5 protein-coding genes and 1 tRNA gene are annotated in these 7,494 nt (G+C 39.8%); 4 read left to right on the top strand and 2 right to left on the bottom strand.

Going from position 1 to position 7,494, the window contains the following annotated elements; all coding sequences use genetic code 11:
• Positions 1 to 159: 159 nt before the first annotated feature.
• Together DVR12_RS27700 and DVR12_RS27260 are read right to left on the bottom strand one after the other, a co-directional pair.
• Complete coding sequence (locus tag DVR12_RS27700) at positions 160 to 315, bottom strand: hypothetical protein (protein ID WP_158563391.1); 156 nt, start codon at positions 313 to 315, stop codon at positions 160 to 162.
• A 316-nt stretch (positions 316 to 631) separates the two neighbouring features.
• Positions 632 to 704: transfer RNA gene (locus DVR12_RS27260), tRNA-Lys, on the bottom strand.
• Between the two features lie 178 nt (positions 705 to 882).
• Between DVR12_RS27260 and DVR12_RS27255 the strand changes: the two genes are divergently transcribed.
• From DVR12_RS27255 to DVR12_RS27235, 4 genes are all read left to right on the top strand, one after another.
• On the top strand, positions 883 to 1,695 hold the full coding sequence (locus tag DVR12_RS27255) for an SDR family oxidoreductase (RefSeq protein WP_116979005.1): 813 nt from the start codon (positions 883 to 885) through the stop codon (positions 1,693 to 1,695).
• Between the two features lie 201 nt (positions 1,696 to 1,896).
• The gene (locus DVR12_RS27245) at positions 1,897 to 2,724 is read left to right on the top strand and encodes an SAM hydrolase/SAM-dependent halogenase family protein (RefSeq protein ID WP_116979001.1); all 828 of its coding nucleotides are present in this window, start codon (positions 1,897 to 1,899) and stop codon (positions 2,722 to 2,724) included.
• The gene (locus DVR12_RS27240) at positions 2,721 to 3,014 is read left to right on the top strand and encodes a putative quinol monooxygenase (protein WP_116979000.1); all 294 of its coding nucleotides are present in this window, start codon (positions 2,721 to 2,723) and stop codon (positions 3,012 to 3,014) included. The genes DVR12_RS27245 and DVR12_RS27240 overlap by 4 nt, the downstream gene beginning before the upstream one ends.
• A gap of 173 nt (positions 3,015 to 3,187) precedes the next feature.
• The gene (locus DVR12_RS27235) at positions 3,188 to 6,421 is read left to right on the top strand and encodes a glycosyltransferase family 117 protein (protein WP_116978998.1); all 3,234 of its coding nucleotides are present in this window, start codon (positions 3,188 to 3,190) and stop codon (positions 6,419 to 6,421) included.
• Positions 6,422 to 7,494: the final 1,073 nt, after the last annotated feature.

The following is a 7,494-nucleotide window of genomic DNA, read 5'->3' as shown; positions in this document are numbered from 1 at the left end:
TTATGCTGATGCTCAGCAGGAGCGATATTCTTTTCTTCTAAGTAAATACTAATCTCTGTATCTGTTTGAGATGCATCGGTCAGTTCAAAATAATATAGTATGCCTTCTGGCAATAGGGCCTCCAAGAGGAGATTTAAATTCTTATCCACGATTTCCTATCTAATTAGACTGCAAATCAAAGATTTTTAACTTGATTCCCCAAGTTTTCAACTTGATCCCCCATACATCAAAATCTTTAGCTCCCTGTACTGCTCCTGTAAGTAGAGGTAGCGGGCTAACCTGGTTGACACCAATGATAATTGCACATTTATTCATAATCTAAAATTTCTATAAAATGCATATAGAGATTTCGTATTACATGGGATTGTAACAATACGTACAATCGTTAAAGTTAGCATTTATAGCTCAAATTCCTTTCTTTCCTGAATTTCTTTTAGAATACCGCTGCGGAGTCTTTTAAGGCTAATAAAAAATATAGCAATGCTATGAGACGGGTTAGAGATGTTTCATTTTTCCTTTATAGATTAACTAAACCTTATGTTTAAAATTTATCTCTCCTTGATGTATAATTTACTTTTTTATAGCAAAAAAATAAGCCGTCTCTAGTGATCAGAGACGGCTTATTTTTTTGTGATCCCGTTGGGACTCGAACCCAAGACCCATACATTAAAAGTGTATTGCTCTACCAACTGAGCTACGGAATCCTTTGCTGTTAAGCGGTTGCAAAGATAGGAATATTTTTTTCGCTACCAAATTTTTATTCAAAAAATTCTAAAACACCTTTCAACAGTGTATTACAACAGTATAATCTTATAAAAGGTTTTAATAAAAATGATGTTACTATCATCTTCTCGCCTATTTTTGTGTGATTAAATTATACCCATGAAAACGTATTTTCAAAACAAAGTGGTAGTAATAACCGGTGGCTCTTCAGGAATTGGAAAAGCACTGGTAGCTGATTCTCTGTCGCACGGTGCTTCAGTTGCTGTATGTGGCAGAAAGCAGGCAGCATTGGATGAACTTCATAAAGAGTTTAATAATAGTAATCTGTTTACTTATGTTGCAGACGTAAGTAAGGAAGAGGACTGTAAAGCATTTATTGAAAATACAATAACGCGATTTGGGAAGATAGATGTATTAATCAATAATGCAGGTATCTCGATGAGGGCCTTATTTAAAGATTTAGATTTGAAAGTCCTGAAATCGCTGATGGATATTAATTTCTGGGGAACTGTTTATTGTACCAAATATGCATTCCCATCTATTCTTGCAAATAAGGGAACGATTGTAGGTGTATCTTCTATTGCAGGTTACAGAGGTCTTCCAGGCCGTACCGGCTATTCTGCATCCAAGTTTGCCATGCAGGGTTTCCTTGAAGCATTAAGAACTGAAAATCTTCATACCGGCGTAAATGTAATGTGGGTATCTCCTGGCTTTACTGCATCCAATATACGTAATACTGCTCTTAATCCGAATGGAGAATCACAAAGCGAAACACCATTGGATGAAGGTAAACTGATGTCGGCCGAAGCTGTTGCGGCTGCTATTAACAAAGCTATAGCAAAAAGAAAACGTACTTTGGTATTAACCGGGCAGGGTAAATTAACAGTGTTGTTAAGTCGACTTATTCCTGGTATCCTTGATGGAATCGTATATAACCATTTCAGGAAAGAGCCGGGATCACCATTAAGTTAAAAGCTGATTTGTTATATTTAGCCGTTAACGTTAGGCAAAAAAATACTTATTGAAAAAATGCACTGCTTTGGAATTTTGACGTTATTTGCAGGGAGATTGATTGAATTAACCCCCATGGCATCTTTTTTGGTTGGTAGCGCCCAATAGCTTGCTATGTAAAATGTGAAAAGGTTTGAATTCTGAGTATTTAGATTTTCTGGCATGTCCATTATAACATTAACATCAGACATAGGTATGCAGGATTACCTGGTAGGTGCCATCAAGGGGCAGCTCTGGCAAATCTGCCCGGAATGTCATGTTACGGACATTACTCACCATATCAGCCCATTCAATCTTCCTCAGGCTACTTACATCTGTAAAAGTGCAATTTCTTATTTCCCATTGGGAACATTCCATTTTATTCTTATCAATCTTTTTGATAAAAGACCAGATAATGTATTGGTAGCAGAACATAATGGCCAATATATCGGTTGTGCCGATAATGGATTGCTTACCATGATTGCAGGTGGAATGCCAGAAAAGGTGATTAAACTCCCTTTACCACCCGATGCTCCCAAAAATACCTTTACAATTGTTCAGCTCCTGGCCACTGCCGCCCGGGAATTAAGTAAGGGTAAAGCGCTGGGCGAATTAGGGCCGTTAACTCAACAAATACAAATAAAACATAATCTTCAGCCCCTGGTGGGGGATGACTTCATTGAAGGACAGATTATCCATATAGATAGCTTCGAGAATGTGGTGGTAAATATCACCAAGCAACAATTCATACAGCAATGTAAAAACAGAAGGTTTCGGATCCTCTTCCGCCGCAATGAAGTGATCAGCCAGATCAGCGAAACCTACGCAGATGTTCCGGAAGGCACCAAACTGGCATTATTTAATGCTGCCGGTTACCTGGAAATTGCCATTAATAAAGGAAATGCTGCCGGACTATTCGGCCTACAGGGATTTAAAAGAGAGCAACTCACCCAGCCTACCGGGTTTCAGCAACTATCATACTACCAAACTGTCAGAATTATTTTTCAATGATCAACCGTATCGTAAAAATGGAGTTTGACCCGGAGAAAGTAAACCAATTCCGGGAGCTTTTTGCACAACAACAACACCTTATACGCAACTTTCCCGGTTGCCTGCACCTCGAACTCTGGGAACACGAAGCATCAGGTAATATCTGGTTCACTTTCAGTCAATGGACCTCCGAAGAAGCACTGGAAAACTACAGACATTCAGACCTTTTCCGCCAAACCTGGGCAGCCACAAAAGTGCTGTTCAACGCCAAACCGGCAGCATGGACCGTCAAAAAGCAGGTGAGTCTTTGATAAATGCTTAGTTTTTAATTGCTTTTTAATATCTCCCAAACACAAAACTGTGGCGAATACCGCAGAAAATAGTTAATATCTGTGAAAAAGATATTTACAAAAAGTTAAAACTGTTCGCCAGATTAGCATAATTTGCCGTTTTTTATATTTTTGTCGGACCTTAAAACAACCTTATGAATTTTAAAAGGACCAACAACCTGGTCGGCTGGGTCATTTGTATTATTGCCTGTTTCGTTTACATTAAAACAATGGAAGCAACAGGTAGTTTGTGGGACTGCGGCGAGTTTATTTCAAGTGCATACAAAGTTCAGATCCCCCATCCCCCAGGCGCACCGTTATTCGTGTTGCTCGGAAGATTGTTTACCATGTTCCTCAAACCTTCTGAGGCTGCGTTGGGCGTAAACGTGATGACTGCCCTGGCAAGTGGATTCACTATCCTGTTCCTGTTCTGGACTATCACACACTTTGCCCGTCGTATTATGATAAAACCTGGTGAAGAAATTTCCAGAGAGAAATTAACTGTCATCATGGGTGCCGGTATTGTTGGCGCACTGGCCTACACTTTCTCAGATTCCTTCTGGTTCTCTGCTGTTGAAGGCGAGGTTTATGGTATGTCTTCTTTCTTTACTGCCATTGTATTCTGGGCTATCCTGAAATGGGAACATGAAGCGGATGAACCCTATGCAGACCGCTGGATCGTATTAATCGGTTATTTACTTGGTTTATCTATCGGTGTTCACTTGCTGAACCTCCTCACCATCCCTGCTATGGTAATGGTGTACTACTTCAGGAGATATAAACCAACCGGTTGGGGTACTTTCTGGGCTTTTATTATCGGTTGTGCAATCACCGGTATCGTTCAAAAATACCTGATCCAGGATACTGTAAAGGCTTCTGGTTATATGGATGTATTCTTCGTGAATAGCCTTGGCCTCGGATTCTTCTCCGGATTTATCTTCTACTTTGTTTTAATTATTGCATTACTTATCATCGGTTACAGAAAACCTAAATTCGGTTTCTATGCACCGTTTATTGTAATTGCTACCATTATAATAGTTCCGGCATTCAACGATACAAGCGGTATTGCAATAGTTTTTAAGGTAATACTTGCTGCCTTCTTCGTTGCAATTCCTTATCTCCTGAAAGCTTTCGGCGTAAAGCTGGATCCTGCAAAAACTACGCATTTCAGCCGTCTGACTATCTCTTTTGTGCTGTTTATGCTCCTGGGATACTCTACATACATCACTACAATGGTGCGTTCTACCGCAAACCCATCTGTTGATATGTACAATGTAGATAACCCTATTTCCCTTGTTGGTTACCTGGGCCGCGAACAATATGGCGACTTCCCATTGGTATACGGACAAGTATTTACCGCTTCTCCTACCCGTTGGAAAGAAGGTGGTAACATCTATGCACGTGGTGCTAAGAAATATGAAATCTCTGGTAAAAAGATGGAACCTGTTTATGATCCGGCTGATATGATGCTCTTCCCTCGCGTTTGGGATGCCAGCAACGATCAGGGCCATGCGGAGTTCTATCGCACCTGGCTGGGATTACAGCAAGGTGAAAAACCTAATTTCATCGATAATATCAGGTTCTTTGTTACCTACCAGGCCAACTTTATGTATTTCCGCTACTTCCTCTGGAACTTTGCAGGGAAACAGAATGATACCCAAGGTTATGGTAACGTAAGGGATGGTAACTGGATTTCTGGTATTCCATTCATCGATAACTTTATCTACGGCGATCAGAGTCTCATGCCTGACAGCTTAAAAGATAATAAAGCACATAATACCCTGTTCTTCCTGCCATTTATTCTAGGATTAATGGGCTTCTTCTTCCAATATAATCATCACCGTAAAGATACCCTCGTTGTATCCTTGCTCTTCTTCTTCACTGGTTTTGCTATCGTAATATATCTGAACCAGGCCGGTAACCAACCGAGAGAACGTGATTATGCTTATGTAGGTTCATTCTATGCTTTTGCTGTATGGATTGGATTAGGCGTACTCTCTGTATACACATTCCTGAAAAAGAAAATCAAGGGCAGCTTCACTCCAATTCTGGCAACCGTTATATGTTTGGTGGCAGTTCCGGTACTAATGGCCTTCCAGGAATGGGATGACCACGACCGTTCTACCAAAACAGTAGCAAGAGACGTAGCTAAAGATTACCTCGAATCCTGCCAGAAAGATGCTATCATCTTCACTGTCGGAGATAACGATACCTACCCTCTCTGGTATGCACAGGAAGTTGAAGGCATTCGCCCGGATGTTCGCGTTATCAACCTTAGCCTCCTGGGCGTTGATTGGTATATCGATCAAATGCGCAGAGCTGTAAATGAAAGTCCTGCCATCCCAATGTCCTGGACTCCTGATAAATACAAGGGAGAAAACAGAAACTATATCCGTTTCTTAGATCCAGGAAACATTCCGGCCGACAGATACTTCAACCTGAAAGAGATTGTGGACTTCATGGGTAGCGATGACCCTAACAGTCAGGCTAACCTGGGTAATGGAAACGAAAACTTCCTCCCTACCCGCCAGCTTTTCATTCCGGTGAATAAGGAAGATATCCTGAAAAATGGAGTAGTAAGTGCTAAAGACAGCGCTAAAATTCTGCCTGCTATTCAATTTAAGATCTCTAAGAATATCCTGTTTAAGAATGATCTGGCATTATTAGATATTATCGCAACCAACAACTGGAAACGTCCTATCTACTTTACCAGTCCTTCTGATCTGGGTCTTAACGATTATCTGCAAACCGATGGTTTGGCATATCACCTGGTACCTCTGCCTAAAGCATCTGCTCCAGATCCATTAGGAATGGATATTAATGCTAACGTTCCGGTTATGTATGATAACCTGATGCATAAATTTGAATTTGGTGGTGCTCAAACTCCAGGTACTTACTTCGATGAGCCTAACCGCAAAATGATTATGTACCTCCGTCAGGCATTCACTAAATTGTCGATTGCCATGACTCAGGAAGGAAAACCTAAGGACAGCGCATTAAAAGTTCTGAACTATATGGATAAAAATATCCTCGAACAGAACTTCCCTTATGCAATGACCAGCCCGGGAAATATGCATAACTACACCTCTTTACAAACCATCTACGCTTATTATATGGCGGGAGATGTTAAGAAAGCAGATGAAATTTCAGCTAAAGTGATTAAAGATTGCGAACAACAACTTCGCTTCTATAGCTCTTTGCCTGCAAACAGAATGACTGCCGACTTACAACGCGATGGTCAGAATGCTCAACAGTTTATTACCTGGTTGCACCAGATGAAGCAAGACTTCGGAAATGCAGCTAAGAAAAATGGTAATAACGAAGGATTAATCAATGTTGAATCAGACAGCGACCAACATTCTGCTCCTGATTCAGGAAAGAAAAAATAAGAATTTCTGAATAAGCATATTAAAGGGTCTCTACTCCGTAGAGGCCCTTTTTTTATTTGATTTTTATGTTGATGTTATGGCTATTGCTTTGTTTGATTGTCCTTTGGAATAACGGAGCTTCTGAGTTGCAGGAAGTATTCCAGATGTTATTATGAAAAGAGAATTGGATATTGAAAATTGATTTCTGTTATTGTTGGTAAGGCGCTATTACGTTTATAGAAATAGATACTGATTTTATTGTCTTTAAGTGAGTGTTGAATTTCATTTACCGTAGACTGGGCAGGGTATTAGGTAAGAGGAATAACCCCCGATTTTATTGTCTTTAATGATTGATAAATTTCATTTACCGTAGATTGGGCAGGGTATTAGGTAAGAGGAATAATCCCCGATTTTATTGTCTTTAAATGATTGATAAATTTCATTTACCGTAGACTGGGCAGGGGTATAAGGTAAGAGGAATAACCCCCGATTTTATTGTCTTTAAATGATTGATAAATTTCATTTACCGTAGACTGGGCAGGGGTATAAGGTAAGAGGAATAACCCCCGATTTTATTGTCTTTAAATGATTGATAAATTTCATTTACCGTAGACTGGGCAGGGGTATAAGGTAAGAGGAATAACCCCCGATTTTATTGTCTTTAAATGATTGATAAATTTCATTTACCGTAGACTGGGCAGGGGTATAAGGTAAGAGGAATAACCCCCGATTTTATTGTCTTTAAATGATTGATAAATTTCATTTACCGTAGACTGGGCAGGGGTAAACCCTGCCCCTACAGGGTTTCATCGAAACTATATTTTCATCTGGTAAGATATATTTCATGTTAAATGACAATCTACAAATTTCAATTCTTTAAAGAAATAAATCTACAATATTGAAACTGTAATGTGCTGAAGCCCTGTAGGGGCAGGGTTTACCCCTGCCCAGTCTACGGTAAAGGAAATTCAACACTCACATAAAGACATTAAAATCAGGGATTATTTCCCTTTATACAGCAACAAAAAGCAATGCCCCCTCCCAGCATACGGTAAATGAAATTCATCAATCACATACACAACAAAAAACTATTT

The sequence above is a fragment of the Chitinophaga silvatica genome, from assembly GCF_003419895.1.
Classification (GTDB): domain Bacteria; phylum Bacteroidota; class Bacteroidia; order Chitinophagales; family Chitinophagaceae; genus Chitinophaga; species Chitinophaga silvatica.
This window is presented reverse-complemented; position numbering and strand designations above follow the sequence as displayed.